This is a genomic window from Flavobacterium sp. 9AF (assembly GCF_902506265.1).
GTDB lineage: Bacteria > Bacteroidota > Bacteroidia > Flavobacteriales > Flavobacteriaceae > Flavobacterium.
Window position 1 is genome coordinate 2352785 of sequence record NZ_LR733556.1, and the last position, 21438, is coordinate 2374222.

Sequence of the window (21438 nt, forward strand, 5' to 3'; positions counted from 1 at the left end):
ATATATAATAACCCCAAAAAAAATAAAGAGTTTTTAAATATTGATGTATTAGAAAAAATCGCAACTATTAAATCGGAAGATTTAGGAAAATTTGAAGAGAGTATAAAACTTTTTTTAAAAGTATCAAATTACTACAAAGAAAGTAATGAAATTAAAAAATTTGATGCAAAAGCAAAGTATTATTGGTCTTTATTTGCCATTGCAAGTAATTATAAAGATTTACATAAACTTGATTCAGCAACCTATTATAATAAATTAGGATTTAAATTAACAAAAGAAAATGATTATACATGTTGTAATTGTTTATTTACATTAAATCAAGCAGCCGTTGAAGTTCAAAATAAAAAATTTCAAATAAGCATTGATAGTATAGATAAAGCAATTCCAACACTTGAAGCTTGTCGCCTAGAAGGTAATTTAGCTGCTGCATATTATTATAAAGCTAAAAATTATGAAGGTTTATATAATTCTAAATTAGCAGTAATCAATTATAAAAAAATGGACTCTCTCTTTAATGATCCAAATATTTTAAATCCTAAATTTATAGATGCGTATAAGTATTTAATAAGGCATTATAAAAAGAAAAAAGATTTAAAAAGACAATTGCTATATATTGATAAGTTTGTGACAATTGACAGTATATTACAATCTAAAAATAATCATTACAGGGATTTATTAAAGGATAAATATGAAATACCTCAATTGCTAGCTGAGAAAGAAAAAATTATTAAATCTCTTAATACTAAAAGTAGTTCGCTAAAATTTTACCTTAGCTTAACTTTTATATTTATTCTTACATTGAGTATGATTTTGTATTATCAATATAAAAAAGAAATAAAATTAAGAATTCGTTTTGAAAAACTTATCAAAGAATTGAACTCTGACAACTCTATTAATAAGAAAAAAACAGAAGGTAAAATTAAAAATAGTGATAGAGATATAGGGATGCCAATTGATGTCTTTAATAATATTGTAGAAAAATTAATTTTATTTGAAAAGGATAAAAAATATCTAGATAATAATTTGACATTAGAAAAACTTTCTTCAATTTTTGAGACTAATACTAAGTATTTGTCAAAAGTTGTTAATATTACTAATAAGAAGACTTTTCCTAATTATTTAAGTGAATTAAGGATACAGTATATAATCAAAGTGTTAAATACTAATAAAATTTATAGAAATTATACTATAAATGCTCTCTCTAAAGAAGCAGGTTTTAATAATTCAGATTCTTTTTCAGCTGCATTTGATAAAATAACGGGAATGAAACCCTCTTTTTTTATTAAAGAGCTTAGTAAAACAAAAGATGGTTAAGTGTTTGTATATTAAGTGTTTGTTTTTTATTTTTTGGCCTAAATTCATGAATTTAGGTTAGTAGTTTTTTATTTATTTATTAAACTTGATAGAGTATTATATCTTTGAAAAGAAGAATTTATAAAAGTTTTAAAGATGAAAAATCAAAAAAAATTTCAAATTGAAAGATTCCAAATTGCGAAGTTGTCTAATCCGAAAACAATTTTTGGAGGAACAGGTGTGGGAGATAATGACCCTACAACTAATACACAAAATCCAAATCCTAAACCTAAGCCAGATGATCCAAAGCCTGGTCCAATTATTCAAGGGCCTGGCAATCCTAAGCCTAATTCGACTGCATTTTGTAGTCCATTTTAACTAAACAAAGCAGAGTATGTTTAAAAATGTTATTTTCTTTTTATTATTATTAATCATCACAAATTGCTCTATTTACAATAATAATATAGTGATAAAGAAGTTTAATAATGAAGATAGATTTTGGTATCAAAGAGATTTAGAAAAGGATTCAATATTTGGTATTTCATTAATCAGGTTATATGAGGAAAATAGACTATTACAAACAAAAAGCGAAATCATTGTAGCCACATTAGACACCCAAATTGACCTTAATCATAATGATTTACTAGGTCAAATTTGGGTAAATAAAAAAGAAATTCCAAATAACGGTATTGATGACGACAAGAATGGTTATATAGATGATATAAATGGTTGGAATTTTTTAGGAACTATAGGAAGACATCATACTTCAAGGAATAACTATGAATATGTAAAAATTGTTAGAGAAAATAAAAATGCTTACGAAAACAATACATTAGATTCATTAGAACGTAAGGAGTATAAGAGAGCTTTAGACTACTATAACAATGCGAATAATTATTATAAGCCTTATTTAAGTTCTTTAAAATATGCTAAAGAAGTTTTTAAATTAGCTTTAGATAGTTTAAACTATTATTACCCAAATAATAATTTCAAGTATAAAGAATTAGACAGTATTTATAATTCGATTAAAAAAGGAGATATCCGAACATTTAATCAAATAAGAGAAGCTAGTGCAAAAGATTTTACTGCATTAGTTTTTACTTTAAAATCACTTTATCAACTTAATTATAGTAATTACGAGCAAATTGATGAAAATGAAAAAATGTTGGACTCTATAGTTAATTCGAATTTGAATATTTATTTAAAAGAGAGAAGATATATTGGCGACAATGTTAATGAATTATCCAAAAGCTATGGTAACCCTTTACTAAACATATATGATAGACAATTAAATCATAATACGGAAGTTTCAGGAGTTATAGCTGCCAATAGAAACAATAAAAAAGGTATTAAAGGCTTTTCAAATAATATTAAAATAATGCCTATTTGCATCGCAAATAATGGTAGTGAACACGATAAAGATATAGCTAATGGAATATATTATGCGGTTAATAATGGTGCGAAAATAATTAATATGTCATTTGGTAAAGAATTTTCAATACATAAAAAATGGGTCTTTGATGCAATAAAATATGCAGAATCAAAAAAGGTCTTAATAATTCATTGTGCAGGTAATAATTCTATGAATATAGATTTCAATCCCTTTTATCCTTCAGATTTTGATTATTTTAAATCGGAAGAAAATGTTGAAAACTTTATTAATGTTGGCTCTATTTCCAAAAGAACTGATAATACCTTGGTTTCCCCATTTTCTAACTATGGTAAAAATAATGTAGATTTATTTGCTCCAGGTGAAGATATTTATGTTGCAATTAAAAATAGTAATTATGGGTACGATTCTGGAACTTCCTTGGCCGCACCTATGGTTTCGGGTACAGCTGCTTTAATTTGGTTGTATTATCCTAATCTAACGGTACAAGAAGTAAAAAAGATAATTTTAGAATCGGGTGTTACGATAGATAAAATGGTAGTAAAACCAGGAGCAGAAAATGAATTAGTTCATTTTTCCGAATTATGTAAATCGGGTAAAATTTTAAATACCTATAATGCTATGAAAATGGCTGAGGAAATGAGTAGAAAGAAAACGAATTAATAATGAAAATACACCTTCTTTCATTCTTATTTGTTGTAAACTGTTTTTCTCAATCAAACATTGTCAATACAAATGAATGGCAATTAAATAATAATTCTAATGGTATTTTTTTAGAAAAATGGTATAGTGAAAATTCTAAAGAAACAAGTAACACAATCATAGTTGCCACATTAGATACCCAAATAGATTTGGATCATGAAGATTTGAAAAACAATATTTGGGTCAATAAAAATGAAATACCAAATAATGGAATTGATGATGATAAAAATGGTTATATAGATGATAAAAATGGTTGGAATTTTGTAGGCAAACCCAATGGCGATTATTATGTTTATGGCAATTTTGAATATGTAAGGATTATTCAAAAATGGGATAGTATATTTAAAAATAAAAATCCAAACGAAATTCAGGAAAATCTTCTTGCTAGTTATTACACTTATAAAACTGCTAAAGATTTTCATGAGTATTATGTAAATTATTATACAAATTGGAAAGAATCCTTAGAATTTGACATATCTATTTTTCCTATTATTACAGATAGTTTAAAACTATATTTCCCTAAAGAAGATTATACTTTAAAAGATTTAGACAGCCTATATATAAAGTATAAATTAAACGATAAATCGTATTGGCAAAGAAGAATGGATAACGATAAAGATTTTGGGGCTTTATTGAGTTATAAAATAAACATTGAAAAAAACGAAAAGACAATTGAAAACTTAGTGTATAATAAAAGCCAAAAAGATTCTATTTTAAATCAAAATTTAAATATTGATTTTGTTGACAGGAGATTAATTAAAGATAATCCTAAAATATTAGAAAAAGGATATGGAAATCCCATAGTCAATTCTTTTAACAAACTGGAAATTCATGGTACTAAAGTATCAAGTCTAATTTCTTCAAAAAGAGAAAACAATAATGGTCTTTATGGTTTTCATAATCAAATTAAAATTATGCCTTTGAGCATATCTGTTTCGGGAGATGAACATGACAAAGACATTGCAATGGCTATTTATTATGCAGTAGATAATGGGGCTAAAGTAATTAATATGTCTTTTGGAAAGGAGTTTTCATTAGAGCAAGAATGGGTTAATGACGCTATTAAATATGCAGAAAATAAAAATATATTAATTATTCATAGTTCAGGAAATGAAAGTAAAAATTTAGATACAAATTTATATTACCCAACTGATGTAAAATATGGAGAAGTAAATGAATTCTCATCAAATTTTATCACTGTTGGCTCTATTTCTAAAAGAACAGATAGTACTATGGTTTCCCCATTTTCCAATTATGGAAAAAACAATGTAGATATATTTGCTCCTGGTGAGGAAATTTATGTAGCCATTCCAGATAATCAATATACCTATGATTCTGGAACATCCTTGGCTGCGCCTATGGTATCGGGTACAGCTGCTTTAATTTGGTTGTATTATCCTAATTTAACCGTACAAGAAGTAAAAAAAATAATTTTAGAATCAGGTGTTACGATAGATAAAATAGTTATTAAACCAGGAACAGAAAATGAATTAGTTCATTTTTCCGAATTATGTAAATCGGGTAAAATTTTAAATACCTATAATGCTATGAAAATGGCTGAGGAAATGAGTAAGAAAAAATGAAAGTCTTAGATGAAAGTATCTGTTTTTAGTACTATTGATGTAATAAGCTAACTTAGAAGAAAAGGGTGTCGAAAAATTATAACTCAACGTTTAGTTTGTCACTTCGACGACAGGAGAAGTCACATTATCAATACTATGTGATTTCTCCCTTTAGTCGACAAGACAAGATTGCTGACTTTTTCGACACCCTTTTCTTTATTCTTTATTCTCTTCCTGTTTCAAAAGTTCTCCTTTACCATGAATGATTGTGGTTTTAGGAGCTTCAAAATCAATTTTTTTCTTTCTTAACTCGAAGTTTTGTCCAAGATATACACGTCGTACTACTTCATCTTCTGCCAATTCTTCTGGTTTTCCTGCTTTTAAAATGCCGCCTTCAAACATTAAATAGGTTTTATCGGTAATGGCAAGTGTTTCTTGTACGTTGTGATCGGTAATTAAAATACCAATATTTTTATTTTTTAACTGCGCTACAATTCTTTGAATATCTTCTACTGCAACGGGGTCAACACCAGCAAAGGGTTCGTCCAGTAAGATGAATTTAGGATCGGTAGCTAATGCTCTTGCAATTTCGGTACGTCTTCTTTCTCCTCCAGATAATAAATCACCTCTGTTAGTACGGATGTGTTGCAAAGCAAATTCATCAATTAAAGCTTCCATTTTGGCTTCTTGTTCTGCTTTGGAAAGAGAAGTCAATTGCAAAACACTCATAATATTGTCTTCAATACTTAATTTTCTAAAAACAGAAGCTTCTTGCGCTAAGTATCCAATTCCATTTTGAGCACGTTTGTACATTGGAAAATTAGTAATATTCATATCGTCTAGATAAATAGTACCGCTATTGGGTTTAACCAATCCTACAATCATGTAAAAAGAAGTTGTTTTTCCAGCACCATTTGGACCTAATAAACCTACAATTTCACCTTGATTTACTTCAACGGAAATTCCTTTTACAACACTTCTCTTTTTGTAGGTTTTTACTAAATTTTCTGCTCTTAATTTCATTTTGTAATGTGTCAATTAGACAATGAGGCAATGTGCCAGTTTTTTGTAAAAATAATAAATAATGTCTTAATTAGACAATTCGCCTATGTGCCAATTATTTGTTAATTATAAATCGACATATTGACACATTAAATCATTGGCTCATTCTCAAGAGCTTCCCAAAACTCGTAAGCTCTTCTTAAATGTGGAATAACAATGGTACCGCCTACTAAAGTAGCAATTCCCATAGCTTCCATCATTTCTTCTTTAGTAATACCTTCTTTATACGACGTTTCTAAATGGTATTTGATGCAATCGTCACAACGTAAAACAGCAGAAGCAACTAAACCAAGGAGTTCTTTGGTTTTTACATCCAAAGCTCCAGCCATGTAGGCATTTGTATCTACATTAAATATTCTTTTGATTACTTTGTTGTTATCGGCTAATAATTTTTCATTCATTTTAGCACGATAATCATTAAATTCTTGAACTAAATTAGACATAGGTGTTTATTTTGTGGTTGTTAAATTTGTAGTACTAATTTGTTTTTTAACTACAGCAGCGCTTATAAAAATACTAATTTCATATAGTATCATAATGGGAATGGATACAATAATCTGACTTAATACGTCGGGTGGCGTTATAATGGCAGCTAAAATTAATACAATGACTAAAGTATATTTTCTGTATTTTCTTAAAAATTGAGGTGTTACTAGGCCTATTTTTGTTAAAAAATAGATGATAATGGGTAATTCAAATAATAAACCACTGGCTACTGTTGAGGTTTTCATCAAACTAATATAGGAAGTAATATCAATCGAATTGTTTATTTCTGGGCTCACTATATAACTGGCAAAAAACTGTACAGATAAAGGTGCAATAAGGTAATATCCAAATAAAACACCAATAAAGAACAATAACGAAGAAACAATTATAAATGCAGATGCATACTTTTTTTCGTTTTCATATAAAGCCGGACTAATAAATTTCCATATTTCCCACAAAACAAAAGGAAAAGAAAAAATAAAACCAACAGTTATTGATGTCCACATATGTATCGAAAATTGACCACCCATTTCTCTATTTTGAATAGGTAAATTAATTTCTGTAACACACAAACTCTTATCTAAACCAAATTTTTGTGCTAAATCACAAAAGAATTGATACGTAAAAAAATCAGGATTTTTAGGTCCAAAAAGAACGCGATCAAAAATGAAATCACTGAAGAAAAAAGCAACCACAGAACAAACCAAGATTGCAATCGTGCTACGTATTAATAACCATCTTAATTCTTCTAGATGGTCTAAAAAAGACATTTCGCCTAAATTTTTCTTTGCCATTATACAATTCCTTCTTTTAGTATATCATGTAAATGTAAAATTCCCTTGTAAATGCCATCGTCTGCTACTACTAATTGAGTTATAGCATTGTTTTCTAAAATACTTAAGGCATCAGAAACTAAAATAGATGAGAGAATGCTCTTTGGGTTTTTAGTCATAATGTCTTTGGCTTGTAAATGCGTAAAAGTATCATTCGTATTCAGCATTCTTCTAATATCGCCATCTGTTATGATTCCTATAATTTTTCCTTCTTCAATAACAGCAGTTACACCAAGTCTTTTTTCGGATATTTCCATAATAACTTGTTTAATACTTGCTTCAGGAGTAACTTGAGGAGTATGTGTGGTGTCTAACATATCTTTGACACGTAATAAAAGCTTTTTACCTAAAGCACCACCAGGATGATATATAGCAAAATCTTCACTTTTAAAATTTCTTAGTTCCATTAAAGCAACAGCTAAAGCATCACCTAAAACTAATTGCGCTGTAGTGCTATTTGTAGGAGCTAAATTGTTTGGACAAGCTTCACTTTCTACATAAGCATGTAAAACATAATGCGATTCTTTTCCTAAAAAAGAATTCAAATCGGCTGTCATACCAATTAAAATGTTGCCAAAACGTTTTAGAAGAGGAACTAAAACTTTTATTTCAGGGCTATTACCACTCTTTGAAATACAAATAATAACATCATCAGGTAATACCATGCCTAAGTCGCCATGAACAGCTTCTGCAGCATGAAGAAAAACAGAAGGTGTACCAGTTGAATTAAGGGTGGCTACAATTTTTTGAGCAATAATAGCACTCTTTCCTATTCCAGTAACAACCAGTCTTCCTTTAGATTTATAGATAATTTCAGTAGCTTTCGCAAAATCTTCTGTAAGATACTCTGTTAAATTAGCAATACTCTTACTCTCAGTTAAAATAGTATTTTTTGCCGAATTTAAAATCGTTGATATAGTGTTCAAAGTATAAAATAGATTAATGTTTTGTTTTATTAAAGAAAATTGTATCTTTATGTTTGCAAATTTAGGTAAAATCATATTAATAAAGAATGAAACCAAACGAAATTGATTTACACAAAGAATTAAAAAAATATTTCGGGTTTAACCAATTCAAAGGACTTCAAGAACAAGTTGTTAACAGTATTATTTATGGAAATAATACTTTTGTAATTATGCCTACGGGTGGAGGAAAATCATTATGCTATCAACTTCCTGCGCTAGTTTTAGATGGTACTGCTATTGTTGTATCTCCGCTTATTGCCTTAATGAAAAATCAAGTTGATGCCATTAGAGGGCTAAGTTCTGAATCGGGTGTGGCCCATGTATTAAATTCTTCATTAACCAAAACAGAAATTAATCAAGTTAAAAGCGACATTACTTCTGGAGTAACCAAACTGTTATATGTAGCACCTGAATCATTAACCAAAGAAGAGTATATTCAATTTTTAAGAGGCGTAAAACTGTCTTTTGTAGCTATTGATGAAGCACATTGTATCTCGGAATGGGGACATGATTTTAGACCAGAATATAGGAATTTAAAATCTATTATTAAGCAATTAGGTGATATTCCTATCATTGGTTTAACAGCAACTGCTACACCTAAAGTTCAAGAAGATATCTTGAAAAATTTGGATATGCCAAACGCCAATACTTTTAAAGCTTCTTTTAATAGACCCAATCTGTTTTATGAAGTGCGTCCTAAAACCAAAAATATAGAAGGAGATATTATTCGTTTTATAAAACAAAATAAAGGTAAGTCTGGAGTTATCTATTGTTTAAGTCGTAAAAAAGTTGAAGAGATTGCGCAATTATTGCAAGTCAATGGAATAAGTGCAGTGCCTTATCATGCGGGTCTAGATGCTAAAACAAGAGCCAAACATCAAGATATGTTCTTAATGGAAGATGTTGAAGTGGTAGTAGCTACCATTGCTTTTGGAATGGGTATTGATAAACCAGATGTGCGATTTGTAATTCATCATGACATACCGAAATCATTAGAAAGTTATTATCAAGAAACAGGTAGAGCAGGACGTGACGGAGGAGAAGGTCATTGTTTAGCCTATTATTCTTATAAGGATATAGAGAAATTAGAAAAATTCATGGCAGGTAAGCCGTTAGCCGAACAAGAAATTGGTTATGCCTTATTACAAGAGGTCGTGGCTTATGCAGAAACATCAATGTCGAGAAGGAAATATTTACTACATTATTTTGGAGAAGAATTTGATTCAGAAAATGGAGAAGGTGCAGATATGGATGATAATGTGCGTAATCCTAAAAATAAGGTTGAAGCAAAAAATCAAGTCCAATTATTGTTATCTGTAATTAGGGACACTAAAGAATTATTCAAATCTAAAGAAATTATTTTAGCGCTTACTGGTAAGGTAAATGCTATTATAAAAGCGCATAAAATAGATAATCAGCCTTTTTTTGGTAAAGGAAGTGAATACGATGAGCGCTATTGGATGGCTTTAATAAGACAAGTTTTAGTAGCTGGATATATAAAAAAAGATATTGAAACGTATGGTGTAATTAAATTAACTCCTAAAGGAGGTGAATTTATTAATAAGCCTGAAAGTTTTATGATGTCTGAAGATCATGAATACAGCGAAACTGAAGATGAAAATGTAGTAGCAGCAGCGAAATCTTCTGGAACAAGTGATGAAGCACTAATGAGTATGCTAAAAGACTTGAGAAAGAAAGTGGCGAAAAAAATAGGTGTGCCACCTTTTGTTGTTTTTCAAGATCCTTCTTTAGAAGATATGGCTTTAAAATATCCAATTTCTATTGAAGAATTAGGAAATATTCATGGAGTAGGTGAAGGGAAAGCAAAAAAATATGGTAAAGACTTTGTAGATTTAATAGCTCGTTACGTAGAAGATAATGATATTATTAGACCTGATGATTTAGTGGTTAAATCGACTGGAGCAAATTCTGGATTAAAACTGTATATCATTCAAAACGTAGATAGAAAATTAGCTTTAGACGATATTGCTAAGGCCAAAGGTTTAGATATGGATGGCTTGTTGAAAGAAATGGAACAAATTGTTTATTCTGGAACTAAATTAAATATTAGCTACTGGATTGATGATATTTTAGACGAGGATCAACAAGAAGAAATTCATGATTATTTTATGGAATCTGAATCGGATAATATAAAAGATGCATTAAAAGAGTTTGATGGAGATTATGATACCGAAGAACTTCGTTTGATGCGTATTAAATTTATTAGTGAAGTAGCCAATTAAGCTAAATAAACTTTGTAAAACTGTTCAAAATTTGCAATGAAGAATATTCTTTTTTGTAATGTTTTGAACAGTTTTTTATTTTTTGTAATTCTTAAAGATATAAATCCAAATTAAGCGAGAAAGTTTGATGTTGAAAATGGACAAAGCTAAAATTACAATTCCAATGATAGGAAAAATTCGCAAATCGAAAGTAGCTTTGAAAAAGGGATTTGCAACAAAATAAGTTAATAAAGCCTCTGCACACCCTAAAGCATAATTTACAAACATAGCTCCAAAAAAGAAACCCGGTTCTTTTTCAAATTTAAAATTACAATTTGGACAATTAGTGTTCATTTTTGGAAAGCCAAAACCAATATTGAATAACCCGTTTTTAAAAACTTTACCTTTAGTACAATTCGGACATCTATTTTTAAATAAGTTCAAGAGAGTAAGTGTCATTTGTTTTTTAATGCAAATATAAAGGATAGTTTGAAGATAGAAGTTTTGTATTTTCGCAAAAAAGTGTATAAAAAAGACATTTATGATTTATCCTATTTATAAAATTGAAAATTTTGAAGAAACCTTTTTTAAGAATAATTTTTATATCAATTCTTTTGCCAATCATTTAAAAAAACATCGTTTTATAGAAGATTTGCATAGACATAATTTTTATTTGCTAGTGTTTTTTACACAGGGTAACGGAGTACATTCTATAGATTTTGTAAACTATCCAGTTCAAAAAGGGAGTTTGTTTGTAATGCAACCAGGACAAATGCATTCTTGGAAATTGTCTCAAGATATTGAAGGATATATTGTTTTCTATTCCAAAGAAATTTTTGATTTGTATTTTAAAAATAAGAGTATTGAAGAATATGCTTTTTTTAAATCTTTTCAGAATAATCCTGAAATTGTATTGTCAAATGAGAAAAGTAAGCTATTAGAAATGTATTTTAATTTGATGTTGGACGAAAAAGAGAATAATCAGATTTATAGAAAAAATAAACTTATTAATCTTTTAGATTGTATTCTTATTGAAATTACAAGATGTTATGAATCGGAAATTTTGATTGTAAATTCAAATTATCATTTAAAATTAAAACAATTTGAAACATTTTTAGAAGAGCATTATAAAATAGAAAAATCACCCTCTTATTATGCCGATAAAATGGCAATTACCTTAAAACATTTAAACAGAATTACAAAATCTATTCTTGATAAAACAGTAACCGATGTTATTACTGAACGCTTACTTTTAGAAGGAAAACGCTTGCTTGTGGAAAGAAAACGTACTATTAACCAAATTGCTGACGAATTAGGATTTACTTCACCTAACTACTTCATCAAATTGTTTAAGAAAAGAGAAGGAATTACAACTAAGGAGTTTGTTCAAAAAGTTAAAAATCAAGAATTATAGACTTCTCCTCGATGTGGTTTTAAAGCATCTCGAACCGCAATCATGTCTTTTTCTTCCACAACCATATAAGCAATAGCATACATTTCATTTATGGGTTGCCAACCAGTTATGTTGATAGTTAAATTTTCAATTTGAATATATTCTTTTAAATGAATTTCATGATGTTCTGCAGTTTTTGCGGCTGCCATACCTCTAAAATCCCAAATTAGTTTTATTTTTCGCATTCTGAAACGCTTTTTTAAGAGTTAAAAATCAAAGGTAGGTTTTTATTAAATTTGGAAAAACTTTGTCTTATGAAATATTTTCTTTTTTTTATTTTTTTTGTGAACCAATTTTTTGCACAAGAATTGACTCTCGAACAGGCTAATCATTTGGCTACATTACCAATTAAATGTCTGCAACAAGAATATCCAAATAAACTAAATCAATTATTAAAAGATGATTTCGAATTAGCTTCTCCAAAAGCATTACATCCCGCTTTTTACGGTTGTTTTGATTGGCATTCTTCTGTTCATGGACATTGGAGTTTAATGTACTTGTTGAATAGCTTTAATAATTTAGAAAATAGAGAATTAATTATTCAAAAATTGCAAACTAACTTGTCTAAAGAAAATATTGAACAGGAAATACTTTATTTTGAAAAACCTCACGAAAAATCTTTTGAAAGAACTTATGGCTGGAATTGGTTGCTAAAATTGCAATTGGAGTTGGAGCAAAGTAAAGAGCCATTTGCTAAGCCCTTATCTGAAAATTTAAAACCACTAACCAATTTGTTAATTGAAAGATATATTGAGTTTTTACCGAAATTATTATATCCTATTCGTGTAGGAACACATTCTAATACTGCTTTTGGATTAACAAATGCTTGGGATTATGCTGTTTTTTCAAATAATGTAGTATTTCAAAATGTAATTAAAGAAAATGCTTTACGAATGTATGGTACAGATGAAAATTGTCCGTTTACATGGGAACCTAGTGGTACCGATTTTTTATCTCCTTGTATGGAGGAAATTGGATTAATGCAACGTGTTTTGTCTGAAAAAGAATTTTTACCTTGGTTGGAAAAATTTGCACCTCATTTATGTAAAAAGAATTTCGAGTGGGAAACTGCTAAAGTTTCTGATAGAACAGACGGACATTTGGTTCATTTAGATGGTTTAAATTTTAGTAGAGCTTGGAATCTATATGCTTTAATTAAACAGTACCCTAAAAAATTTTCTTATTTAAAAAAGATTGCAGACGCTCATTTGCAATTTTCATTACCTTCTGTGGTAGATGGGAATTATGAAGGAGAACATTGGTTGGCTTCCTTTGCTTTGCGTGCTTTTGGGGTGAAAAACTAAATACAAATGTTTACTTTTGCAAAAAAAAATAAAGAATGCCACGCGAATTTCAATTTCAAGTTTCTCCAGAAGTTGCAGCAAACGAAGTTTTGTTAACACATCATGTTGCTAAATTATTTCAGGTTTCTCCAAAAGAGATTCAAAAGGTAATAGTGGTAAAACGCTCTATCGATGCCCGACAAAAAGCAATTAAAATAAATATTAAAGCTAACGTCTTTTTACAAGACGAAGCTTTTATTTCAACCCAAATAGAATTGCCCGAGTATCCAGATGTTACTCATGCTTCTGAGGTAGTTGTAATAGGTGCTGGTCCAGCGGGTTTATTTGCAGCTTTACAATTAATCGAATTAGGATTAAAGCCTATTGTTTTGGAAAGAGGAAAAGATGTAAGAGGAAGACGAAGAGATTTAAAAGCGATAAATGTAGATCATATTGTAAACGAAGATTCTAACTATTGTTTTGGAGAAGGTGGTGCAGGAACGTATTCTGATGGTAAATTATATACACGATCCAAAAAAAGAGGAGATGTAGATAGAATTTTAAGACTTTTAGTTGGTTTTGGAGCTTCAGATGAAATTTTAGTAGAGGCACATCCTCATATTGGTACCAATAAATTACCTCAAATTATACAAGATATTCGAGAGAAAATTAGAGCATGTGGAGGAAAAGTGTTATTCGAAACTAAAGTAACTGATATAATAATTAAAAATAATGAAGTAGCTGGAGTAGTAATGCAAGATGGGAATACAATTGAGGTAAATAAAATTATTTTAGCAACCGGACATTCGGCAAGAGATATTTTTGAATTGTTAGATAGAAAGAAAATTTTCATTGAAGCAAAACCGTTTGCTTTAGGCGTTCGTGCAGAACATCCACAGGAATTAATTGATAAGATTCAATATTCTTGTGATTTTAGAGGGGAATTTTTACCACCTGCACCGTATTCAATTGTAAAACAAGTTGCAGGTAGAGGGATGTACTCTTTTTGTATGTGTCCTGGTGGTGTTGTCGCACCTTGTGCCACAAGTCCTGGTGAAGTGGTAACGAATGGTTGGTCGCCTTCTAAGAGAGATCAAGCAACGGCTAATTCTGGAATTGTGGTTGAATTGCGATTAGAAGATTTTAAGCCTTTTGCAAAGTTTGGCGCTTTGGCCGGAATGGAATTTCAAAAAGATATAGAACAAAGAGCTTGGCGTTTAGCAGGAAAGACTCAAAAAGTGCCTGCCCAAAAAATGGTCGATTTTTCTCAAAAAAAGATTTCAACTGAAATTCCAAAAACTTCTTATGTTCCTGGAACTACTTCTGTAGAATTAGGAGAAGTATTTCCTTCCTTTTTAACCCAAACTATGCGTGAAGGTTTTGTGCAATTTGGTAAAAGTATGAAAGGTTATTTTACAAATGAAGCTATTTTGCACGCACCAGAAAGTCGAACTTCTTCTCCTGTTAGAATTCCTCGTGATCCAATTACTTTGGAGCATTTAGAAATAAAAGGTCTTTATCCTTGTGGTGAAGGAGCAGGTTATGCAGGAGGAATTATTTCCGCAGCCATAGATGGTGAAAAATGTGCTATTAAAATTAAAGAGAGTTTGTTGTAAAAACTTCTTATTTGGTAAGTGTTTTTTAGGTTTATATTAATAATGCATGTTTAAATGTGTTTTTTTACATTTACTGCATTCATTCCTTTTACTCCTTTTTCTAGTTCATAGGTAACCTTATTGCCTTCTTTCACTTCATCAATTAAACCATTTACATGAAAAAAGAATTTGTTGTTAGAATCAAGTTCTTTAATGAAGCCAAAGCCTTTCGAAGTGTTGTAAAAGTCGACAACCCCTTTTTTTGTTAAATCTACTTCTTCTGTTTCTTGTCTTTTAGGAATGCCTATTTCTATACTTTCGGCATCAATAATTGCTTTTTTTGAAGGATCAGGAGGAGTATTGGTTAAATGACCATTTTCATCCACATATACATATAATTCTTCTCCAGATAATTTAGGATTAGCTTTTCTTGCTTCCTTTTTTTCTTGTTTTTCTTTTCTTTTTTTAGCGCGAAGTTTTTCTTGCTCTTTCTTATTAAAACTTTCTTGAGATCTTGCCATTAAGTGATTTATAATTTTAAGGTGTTATTATGATGATAAAAAATTAAAAAAACAATTATGATATCTTATAGTAGTACTTAAAAGTATAAAAAAGGTAAAATAATGAGGAGAATTTAAAATTTATAGATTACAAAGATATGATATTATTTGTAGCGAATTGTAAAATTGATTTATTTTTAAATTACTTTATTATACTTAATTATACAACTGTTAATCTTGTCACAAACTTTTAAAGCCAAGAATAACCCAAACTTTTTTTGTATTTTTGGAACATTAATAAATAATTATGAGTGAAGAAAAAGTAATTTTAGTGGATACAAATGATGAAGCTATTGGATTAATGGAAAAAATAGCAGCTCATGAACAAGCACTCTTACATCGAGCTTTTTCTGTTTTTGTTTTAAATGATAATAATGAGGTTATGTTACAACAAAGAGCGGCAGAAAAATATCATTCACCACTATTATGGACAAATACGTGTTGTAGTCATCAAAGACCAGGTGAATCCAATATTGTAGCAGGTAAAAGACGATTAATGGAAGAAATGGGATTTGTAACCGATTTAAAAGAACTTTTTCATTTTATCTATAAAGCCCCTTTTGATAATGGTTTAACAGAGCACGAGTTAGATCATGTTATGATAGGAAGATATAATGGTAAACCCGTTATCAATACACATGAAGTCGAAAATTGGAAATGGATGAAAATAGAAGATATAAAAGAAGATATGGTTCTTAATCCAGAAGTTTACACGGTTTGGTTTAAGATTATCTTTGATGAATTTTATCATTATATTGAAAATCATAAGTTATAATTTTCTTACCTATATAATATTCTTAAACGAATTAATTTCAAATGAAAGCGACAGTTTCAAGGAAAGCACATTTTAATGCTGCTCATAGATTGCATATAAAAGATTGGTCTGAAGAAAAGAATAAGTTAGTTTTTGGAAAATGTAATAATCCTAATTATCATGGTCATAATTATGAATTAATAGTAGGTGTTACAGGAGAAATTAATCCAGAAACCGGTTTTGTAATAGATGTGAAAATCTTGGCCGATTTAATTAAGGAACATGTAGAAGATGTTTTTGATCACAAAAACCTCAATCTAGACGTTCCCGAATTCAAAGATTTAAATCCAACAGCAGAAAACATTGCTGTGGTAATTTGGAACAAATTAAGACCTTATCTAGATTCAAATATGGAAATAGAGGTGGTTTTGTATGAAACACCTCGAAATTATGTAACTTATAAAGGAGTTTGACTATGAAAATAGGAGATAAAGTACCCGATTTTACTGCAAAAAATCATTATGGAGAAGATTTTAAATGGAGTGAGCAAATTGGAAAACCCATAGTGATTTATTTTTATCCAAAAGACGATACACCAGGATGTACTGCTCAAGCCTGTAGTTTTAGAGATGAATATGAAGATTTTAAAGATTTAGGTGCGGAAGTAATTGGTATAAGTGGTGATTCTGAAAAATCTCATGTGAAATTTGCTGAAAAACATAAACTTCCGTTTATTTTATTATCTGATAAAGACAAATCGCTAAGGAAGTTGTTTAAAGTGCCTACGAATTTGCTAGGATTGCTACCCGGTAGAGTAACCTATATAATAAATAAAGAAGGAATTGTACTTGAGATTTTTGATAGTATGAAAGCAAAAGATCATATTCCATTTGCTTTAAATGTAATCAGACAGATTGGATAGTTTCATACGTTTTATTATTTTAAATGGTTAACTAACGTAATTAGAATTGTAACGAAACTTAAATTATTTGTTGAATATTTTTATTGATATTTGTAATAATAAATAATTACATAATATGAAATTGTACCCACTTTTATTTGATCCTATTTTTAAAGAACGTATTTGGGGTGGAACCAAATTAAAAACTTATTTAAACAAAACAATCACTTCAGGAATAACTGGAGAAAGTTGGGAAATTTCTACTGTTCCTAATGATGTAAGTGTAGTAAGTAATGGTACTTTAAAAGGAAAAAATATAAATGAATTGATTGCCTTATATGGCGAAGATTTTTTGGGTAAATCCGTAATTGAAAGATTTGGTAATGAATTTCCCTTATTGTTTAAATTCATAGATGCCAAAGAAGATTTATCTATTCAATTACATCCTAATGATGAATTAGCAAAAAAAAGACATAATTCTTTTGGAAAAACAGAAATGTGGTATGTGATGCAAGCAGATGCAAATGCACGTTTAGTAGTTGGATTCAAAGAAGATTCAAATAAAGAAGCTTATTTAAATCATTTGCAAAATAAGAATTTGGTTGCTATTTTAAATGAAGTGCCAGTTAAAAAAGGAGATGTGTTCTTTTTAGAAACGGGTACGATTCATGCTATTGGTGCTGGAATAGTTATTGCAGAAATACAACAAACTAGCGATATAACTTATAGAATTTATGATTGGGATAGAGTAGATGCAAATGGAAATGGAAGAGAACTTCACACGGATTTAGCACTTGACGCTATAAATTATAAAAAAACAGATTCAAAAATTGAATATTCCAATACGATAAATGATTCGAATAAAGTTGTTGATTGCTCTTATTTTAAAACTAATTTCATTTCTTTAAAAGGGAGTTTTAACTGGCAAAAAAAGCAAGAGGCTTTTACAGTTTTAATGTGTACAGAAGGTGATTTTGAATTTTTATACGAAGGAGATAAATATGTTTTGAAGGCTGGAAATACCATTTTATTACCTGCTGTTATAGCACATTTAACACTGCAAGGTGATGCGACAATTTTAGAAATTTCTATTTAATTAATTATCATTAAAATATATTGTTTAATTTTGCTATAAATTTTAAATAAATACAAAATGGCAAGCGTTAAAAACTTGAAAAAAGAAATCAACTATGTTTTAGGTGATTTAGTAAATGTAGTGTATGTGTGGGAAATGACTAATGGAGGAAAACCTACAGAAAACACAGATGCTATTATTGATGAAATCTATGATAACTATGATGCTTTAGTTACAAAAATCAATAAAAAAGAGGTAGAGAATAAAAAAGCACATTTTAAACAAATTCGTAAAGAATACGAAAATACTGCAAATCAAATAGTTGAAAAAATCAACAAATTAAATTAAAAAAAAATATAAAAAAAAGCGGATTTTTCTTTGCAAATATAAAAATCAAAATTATATTTGCACCGCAATAAAGGTAACACACCGTATGAAATAAGACATTGTTTACCTTTTAAAATTGCCGGTGTAGCTCAGCTGGCTAGAGCAGCTGATTTGTAATCAGCAGGTCGTGGGTTCGAGTCCCTCCATCGGCTCAAAAAGGAAAGTGAAAGCTTTCCTTTTTTTGTTTTATACACTTCTATTTATATTTCTAACCAATCTCTAAATAGTTTAGTTTGACTTTGACTTGTTACAAGAAATTTATCGTATCCTAATAGCCTTATAGCTAAATTATTTTTAGCATATTTCTCTATTTTTAGAATATGTTTTTTGTGAACTATTTCACTTCTATTTATCCTAAAAAAAGAGGAACTATCTAATAATGTTTCAATATCTTTTAACGTATTTTGTGATAATAGATGTTTTTTGGAGTTAATATCTATGGCAAATATTACTCCTTCTTCGGCTGAAAAAAAAGAAATGTTATCGGTTTCAACAAAATAGATTTCTTTACTTGTATTTATTGTAAAACGTTTTTTTAGGGTTGTTTTTTCTAATGGTTGGGTTAAAATCTGATTTAGTTTTTGAAGAATATCATTATTAGAACTAGCTGTTTTTTGTAATAGTAAAAATTTTTCCCAAGCTTTTTTAAATCGTTCAAAAGAAAATGGCTTTAAAAGATATTCTATACCATTTGTTTCAAAAGCATGCATTAAAAAATCGTTGTATGCTGTAGTGAAAATAATGGGACATGTAATTTTAACTTGAGAATAGATTTCAAAAACATTTCCATCTAATAATTCAATATCTGAAAGGATTAAATCTATTTTTTGATCAGATTGTAATGTGGAGATGCCTTCTTCTACGGTGCTTATTTCTGCTACAATAACGAAGCTTGTATTCAATTGTTCTAAAAAACGTCTTAATTTTTTTCTAGCAGGAATTTCGTCTTCAATAATAATTATTTTCATTCGTTTTATTTGAAATTAAAGGAAGAATTACTGTAAAATTATCTTGTGTTTTAATTATTTGTATTTTGTTTTTCGATAATAAAAGATATTGTTCTTTTAGGTTTTCTAAACCTTTGCCAGATGATAAAGGAACTTGTTTTATGTTAAGGTTATTAGATACTGTAATTTCCTTGTCTATTTTAATTACAATTTTAATTGGATTTTTTTCATTCCCTATATTGTGTTTAATTGCATTTTCAATAAGAATTTGAAGCGCTAAAGGTACTATTAATTGATTTTGTATTATTTCTTTTTCTTCTATTTTTAATTGGAATGCCAAATTGTATTTGTGCTCAATAAGTGAAAAATATTTTTTTATAAAATCAATTTCCTCTTTTAATGGAATTGTTTTTTTATCACTTACTCGTAATACATACCTATAAATTTCTGCAAATTCATTTAAAAATTCGGAAGCTTTATTTTTATCTTCTTCTATAAGCTGGTCTAATACATTTAGGTTGTTGAATAAAAAATGAGGGTTAAGCTGCGTTTTAAGTTGTTTAATTTTACTTTCTGAAAGGGCATTGCTATAGCTGTTTAGTTGTTTGAGGTATTTTTTATTGTGTAAATGATAATAATAAGCCAAGAAAAAACTACCATAAATTATAGCATCCATAAAATAAGAAACTATAGCGTGTGTTAATGTTTCAGTATTAAAATTTCTTTCAATATTGTTAAATAGGAAAGCAATGGCAAAACCGATTAGATTAATAATTGCTAAATAGATTAGTATTGCAATACTGAAAGTTTTTATTGCATTTTTTATACTGAACGGGTTCTTTTTTTGCCATTTTTTAATGAGATACAATATAATTGAAAAGAAGATACAACTACTAATAAAACTACTAATAGCCGCTTCTGGAGTAAAAAGATACCCACTTAATTCTCGTCTTATAAGATATCTAATTTGAATCGATTGTGCGTATCCAAATAGAAAAATAAAATATAAAAAATAACGATGCTCTTTTATTTTTTTTACTAATTGCATAGTGTTTGAACATTTTTACAAAAATAGTGCTATAACCTATATAGCACTATTTCTTTTTTTCAATTCTTTATTTTTGCTCTGGAAAAGAAGCAATGATATTGCCATTGTCATCGAAAAAATCAAGTTTTGCTTTATTGTTTTTATCCACATAAAACATGGCTTTTGGCTTTCCTTTATCATCAAACAAAAACAAACCGTTATTCAAACTCCTTGTTTTGCCTAACATAACTCTAGGTGCACCACCAATAATACCTTCAGATTCATATTGTTTGTATTTTTCTTGCATTAACTTGGGATTTTCTTTGCCAAGTATTTCGAGTTCTTTGGTTATTTCTGCGTTTTTTTCTTGTGTTTCTTTTGACGGCCTATCGTTAAAAACTAAACTGGTACTCACAAAACGTTTCTCACCTTCTTGAAAATCTTGGTTTAATAGTTGCATAACTTGGTCACCATTATATTGATCATAAGTTAAAGATAGCCCTGAGCTATGACCGTTTTTTGTTTTTGCCCCATCATAGATAAAACCACCACACTCAATGCCATCTTCGTTAAAAAACAGCATGCCAGAGCGTTTTTTTCTCGTTTCATTTGTGGTGCGACCATTAATAATTGTATTGCCATTTGGGAATTTATCTACATTGGTTATAATCATTTTTACGGTACCATCTTTTTCTACAATGTTAATGCGTTCAACATCTATTTCGCTAAATTTTTGATTTCCATTTTTTTTGAATGCTGAGGTTGCTAAAAACATTGTTCCTAATGCAGTGATAGCAGCAAAGGTTCTTAAAAATATTAATTCTTTTTTCATTGTTGTTTTATTTTAAATTGAATTATTTAATAACCCAAAACTAGAAAGTATGAGAATTTCATACAATCTAAAAACGATGTAATAAGGAAAAAAAGGAATGAATTAAGGA

Annotated in this window: 23 protein-coding genes and 1 tRNA gene; 14 read left to right on the plus strand and 10 right to left on the minus strand. The window is 29.0% G+C overall.

The genetic code is table 11. From position 1 onward, the window contains the following. The 4 genes from HALO113_RS10670 to HALO113_RS10685 form a co-directional block, all read left to right on the plus strand. Nucleotides 1-1314 (plus strand): AraC family transcriptional regulator (locus HALO113_RS10670; RefSeq protein WP_159779002.1); only part of this gene is annotated, 1314 nt, incomplete at its 5' end. Nucleotides 1315-1449: 135 nt separating this feature from the next. Further along, complete coding sequence (locus tag HALO113_RS10675) at nucleotides 1450-1671, plus strand: hypothetical protein (protein WP_159779003.1); 222 nt, start codon at nucleotides 1450-1452, stop codon at nucleotides 1669-1671. 16 nt (nucleotides 1672-1687) lie between these two features. Then, nucleotides 1688-3346, plus strand: a complete 1659-nt coding sequence (locus tag HALO113_RS10680; protein ID WP_159779004.1) for a S8 family serine peptidase — start codon at nucleotides 1688-1690, stop codon at nucleotides 3344-3346. Nucleotides 3347-3348: 2 nt separating this feature from the next. Continuing rightward, nucleotides 3349-4968 (plus strand): S8 family serine peptidase, encoded by a 1620-nt coding sequence (locus tag HALO113_RS10685; RefSeq protein WP_159779005.1) that lies wholly within the window; start codon nucleotides 3349-3351, stop codon nucleotides 4966-4968. Nucleotides 4969-5163: 195 nt separating this feature from the next. On the opposite strand, the gene lptB is transcribed toward HALO113_RS10685, so the two are convergent. The 4 genes from lptB to HALO113_RS10705 form a co-directional block, all read right to left on the minus strand. Next, a complete protein-coding gene (gene lptB, locus HALO113_RS10690) occupies nucleotides 5164-5970 on the minus strand; it encodes an LPS export ABC transporter ATP-binding protein (RefSeq protein ID WP_159779006.1) in 807 nt (268 codons plus the stop codon). 128 nt (nucleotides 5971-6098) lie between these two features. Continuing rightward, complete coding sequence (locus tag HALO113_RS10695) at nucleotides 6099-6452, minus strand: carboxymuconolactone decarboxylase family protein (protein ID WP_130734344.1); 354 nt, start codon at nucleotides 6450-6452, stop codon at nucleotides 6099-6101. A gap of 6 nt (nucleotides 6453-6458) precedes the next feature. Continuing rightward, nucleotides 6459-7289, minus strand: a complete 831-nt coding sequence (tatC, locus tag HALO113_RS10700) for a twin-arginine translocase subunit TatC (RefSeq protein ID WP_159779007.1) — start codon at nucleotides 7287-7289, stop codon at nucleotides 6459-6461. Continuing rightward, a complete protein-coding gene (locus HALO113_RS10705) occupies nucleotides 7289-8254 on the minus strand; it encodes an SIS domain-containing protein (protein WP_236554655.1) in 966 nt (321 codons plus the stop codon). The genes tatC and HALO113_RS10705 overlap by 1 nt, the downstream gene beginning before the upstream one ends. An 86-nt stretch (nucleotides 8255-8340) precedes the next feature. Between HALO113_RS10705 and recQ the strand changes: the two genes are divergently transcribed. Further along, nucleotides 8341-10536 carry a DNA helicase RecQ gene (gene recQ / locus HALO113_RS10710; RefSeq protein ID WP_159779008.1) on the plus strand — a complete coding sequence of 732 codons (2196 nt, stop codon included), beginning with the start codon at nucleotides 8341-8343 and terminating at the stop codon, nucleotides 10534-10536. A gap of 75 nt (nucleotides 10537-10611) precedes the next feature. Here the strand turns inward: recQ and HALO113_RS10715 are convergent, their stop codons facing one another. After that, nucleotides 10612-10869, minus strand: coding sequence for a DUF983 domain-containing protein (locus HALO113_RS10715; RefSeq protein ID WP_236554656.1), 258 nt, complete (start codon nucleotides 10867-10869; stop codon nucleotides 10612-10614). Nucleotides 10870-11056: 187 nt separating this feature from the next. Between HALO113_RS10715 and HALO113_RS10720 the strand changes: the two genes are divergently transcribed. Further along, nucleotides 11057-11929 (plus strand): AraC family transcriptional regulator, encoded by an 873-nt coding sequence (locus HALO113_RS10720; RefSeq protein ID WP_159779010.1) that lies wholly within the window; start codon nucleotides 11057-11059, stop codon nucleotides 11927-11929. Here HALO113_RS10720 and HALO113_RS10725 read toward each other — a convergent pair. Next, nucleotides 11917-12153 (minus strand): hypothetical protein, encoded by a 237-nt coding sequence (locus HALO113_RS10725; RefSeq protein ID WP_159779011.1) that lies wholly within the window; start codon nucleotides 12151-12153, stop codon nucleotides 11917-11919. The genes HALO113_RS10720 and HALO113_RS10725 overlap by 13 nt on opposite strands. A 69-nt stretch (nucleotides 12154-12222) precedes the next feature. Here HALO113_RS10725 and HALO113_RS10730 point away from each other — a divergent pair, with 69 nt between their 5' ends. Further along, nucleotides 12223-13272 (plus strand): DUF2891 domain-containing protein, encoded by a 1050-nt coding sequence (locus HALO113_RS10730; RefSeq protein ID WP_159779012.1) that lies wholly within the window; start codon nucleotides 12223-12225, stop codon nucleotides 13270-13272. A gap of 35 nt (nucleotides 13273-13307) precedes the next feature. Then, nucleotides 13308-14867 (plus strand): NAD(P)/FAD-dependent oxidoreductase, encoded by a 1560-nt coding sequence (locus HALO113_RS10735; RefSeq protein WP_159779013.1) that lies wholly within the window; start codon nucleotides 13308-13310, stop codon nucleotides 14865-14867. A 50-nt stretch (nucleotides 14868-14917) separates the two neighbouring features. On the opposite strand, the gene HALO113_RS10740 is transcribed toward HALO113_RS10735, so the two are convergent. After that, the gene (locus tag HALO113_RS10740) at nucleotides 14918-15367 is read right to left on the minus strand and encodes a cold-shock protein (RefSeq protein WP_159779014.1); all 450 of its coding nucleotides are present in this window, start codon (nucleotides 15365-15367) and stop codon (nucleotides 14918-14920) included. Nucleotides 15368-15653: 286 nt separating this feature from the next. On the opposite strand from HALO113_RS10740, the gene idi reads away from it, so the two are divergent. The 6 genes from idi (at nucleotide 15654) to HALO113_RS10770 (ending at nucleotide 18675) form a co-directional block, all read left to right on the plus strand. Beyond that, on the plus strand, nucleotides 15654-16181 hold the full coding sequence (gene idi / locus HALO113_RS10745) for an isopentenyl-diphosphate Delta-isomerase (protein WP_159779015.1): 528 nt from the start codon (nucleotides 15654-15656) through the stop codon (nucleotides 16179-16181). Nucleotides 16182-16222: 41 nt separating this feature from the next. Beyond that, complete coding sequence (locus HALO113_RS10750; protein ID WP_159779016.1) at nucleotides 16223-16633, plus strand: 6-carboxytetrahydropterin synthase; 411 nt, start codon at nucleotides 16223-16225, stop codon at nucleotides 16631-16633. After that, the gene (locus HALO113_RS10755; protein ID WP_159779017.1) at nucleotides 16630-17082 is read left to right on the plus strand and encodes a peroxiredoxin; all 453 of its coding nucleotides are present in this window, start codon (nucleotides 16630-16632) and stop codon (nucleotides 17080-17082) included. The genes HALO113_RS10750 and HALO113_RS10755 overlap by 4 nt, the downstream gene beginning before the upstream one ends. A gap of 115 nt (nucleotides 17083-17197) precedes the next feature. Next, complete coding sequence (locus HALO113_RS10760) at nucleotides 17198-18157, plus strand: type I phosphomannose isomerase catalytic subunit (RefSeq protein ID WP_159779018.1); 960 nt, start codon at nucleotides 17198-17200, stop codon at nucleotides 18155-18157. Between the two features lie 57 nt (nucleotides 18158-18214). After that, the gene (locus HALO113_RS10765; protein WP_159779019.1) at nucleotides 18215-18484 is read left to right on the plus strand and encodes a hypothetical protein; all 270 of its coding nucleotides are present in this window, start codon (nucleotides 18215-18217) and stop codon (nucleotides 18482-18484) included. A gap of 117 nt (nucleotides 18485-18601) precedes the next feature. Next, a tRNA-Thr gene (locus tag HALO113_RS10770) sits at nucleotides 18602-18675 on the plus strand. 48 nt (nucleotides 18676-18723) lie between these two features. Here HALO113_RS10770 and HALO113_RS10775 read toward each other — a convergent pair. From HALO113_RS10775 to HALO113_RS10785, 3 genes are all read right to left on the minus strand, one after another. Further along, nucleotides 18724-19491: a LytTR family DNA-binding domain-containing protein gene (locus HALO113_RS10775; RefSeq protein ID WP_236554657.1), complete on the minus strand. Its 768-nt coding sequence runs from the start codon at nucleotides 19489-19491 to the stop codon at nucleotides 18724-18726. After that, nucleotides 19472-20518: a sensor histidine kinase gene (locus HALO113_RS10780; protein WP_159779020.1), complete on the minus strand. Its 1047-nt coding sequence runs from the start codon at nucleotides 20516-20518 to the stop codon at nucleotides 19472-19474. Before HALO113_RS10780 ends, HALO113_RS10775 begins: the two co-directional genes overlap by 20 nt. Before the next feature lie 67 nt (nucleotides 20519-20585). Continuing rightward, complete coding sequence (locus HALO113_RS10785; RefSeq protein WP_159779021.1) at nucleotides 20586-21329, minus strand: hypothetical protein; 744 nt, start codon at nucleotides 21327-21329, stop codon at nucleotides 20586-20588. Between the last annotated feature and the right edge of the window lie 109 nt (nucleotides 21330-21438).